Consider the following 1,670-nt stretch of genomic DNA (forward strand, 5'->3'; position numbering starts at 1 on the left):
ATCTGACACAGTAGTACATAGGGATAACCTTGTCATCAAATGTTAACTGCCTTTGGCTGAAAGTCAATCCTATCGGTTTTCAATAATTATTAATTATTGAACTTCTGTCTCCTGACTCCTTCTTCAAATCATTGTTTCTGGTGGAGCAATATCCGAACCAACAACTACGTTACCTTGAGTAGATTTTAATCCTGGTGTTTGAGTAGTTTCTAAATATTTATCTGAGCGAGCAACTGAATCAGGAGTGTCTAATTTATCTGGAGTAAGATTTGCTCCTGGACTTGGTTGTTGAGACATCCAACTTAGTCCACCTACTGCACTGGCCATTAAAGCTGTATAACCTACATATAGATGAATAGGCCGTAAACCGAATCCCATGTCCTTATTGGAGTTAGACCAAGATGGCATTAGGTTTTGCAGTGGATCGGACATAGGTAAAGCTTCTGCTAAAGCTACTCCATCAAATCCTAAGGCGTTACCAATACGAAAGATGAATCCTCGAAGATACACATCTTCTGGTAATTCGTCTGTTTGGCCTTTTTCTATAGCTTCTAGATAATGAAGGGGTACGAAAGTTTGTTTATGAATTTGTTTCATAGATAAACAACGCATTTTTCGTGCTTTTTGTAGTTTTTCCCCTAGTTGCTGTAAATATGTATTTTTTTCTTGAATTAATAAGGCGGCTTTTTCTGCTTTTGTGAGTTTTTTTCGCCGTTTTCTTTGATTATGTGGTTGTAACTCTTCTGAGAAATTTTGATTATTTTCTAAGAGATTAGTTTCCATGTTTTGGGTATCTATGGATGCTAAGGTTGAATCATTAGTAATTTCTGATTCTACGGTAGTAGTTAGGTTAGTACTCATATTTGTTTGAGGCTGATTTTGATTATTTTGGATTAACTGTTCCTGATTTATTTGCTGGTAATTAATATTTTCTCTCTGCTCATTCATATTATGAGAATGAGAGTAAATCGGGTCTGCTGAAGATATTTTTTCTTCTGGTATTAATGTTCTAGTCAAGTTTTTTAGGCTGAGTTTTATTGCTTCTAGTCCTAATGCTTCGATTTGAGATTGGGTTTGAGCTACTGCTTCTTCTAGAGAAGTTTTTATGTCAGTTAACATTACACTATATACTTGGCTAGTATAAGTTTCAGCTTCGATATTACTCAGTAGCGATCGCCAATTATCTTGACCAATTTCTATAGGAATATGACCAGAAAAACTATAACCAGATGTAGATGTTAATTCCATAGTTATGGTTTTAGTTTTATATATAGTTAATAGGAGTAATCTAAGTAATTTATTCTGGAACTTAGTGTTAATTCCGGATATAATCGGATATAAGAAGTGCGAAGATTTAATTTTTATTTTTTATACAAGTTTCCAAATATTTCTGTTTCTTCTTTGCTAGGCAAATTTTTATAACTAGTAACCTTTATTTTATTTGTTGCGAAATAGTTTTTGCCTTATTTAACACAGTCATTAACTTTATATACAGCAGTTTTCGATTTAATAAGGTACAAAGTTTTATACTTTAGGGAACAAGGAAAACCGGATCTGGCAATGAATAAAAATTATAGATTAGTCTCAAACTGTACCTCACGCTTCCTAAAATTTGCTGTAAATTTTATAGATAGTAAATTCCCTACAAATTAATAATCCAGTTAAATTAT

At 33.0% G+C, this 1,670-nt stretch carries 1 protein-coding gene; it reads right to left on the bottom strand.

Annotated elements, in window-relative coordinates; genetic code table 11:
• Positions 1-123 precede the first annotated feature (123 nt).
• On the bottom strand, positions 124-1,248 hold the full coding sequence (locus AC3DU7_RS24305; RefSeq protein ID WP_488041874.1) for a helix-turn-helix domain-containing protein: 1,125 nt from the start codon (positions 1,246-1,248) through the stop codon (positions 124-126).
• Positions 1,249-1,670 lie beyond the last annotated feature (422 nt).

The organism is Okeania sp. (assembly GCF_983059655.1).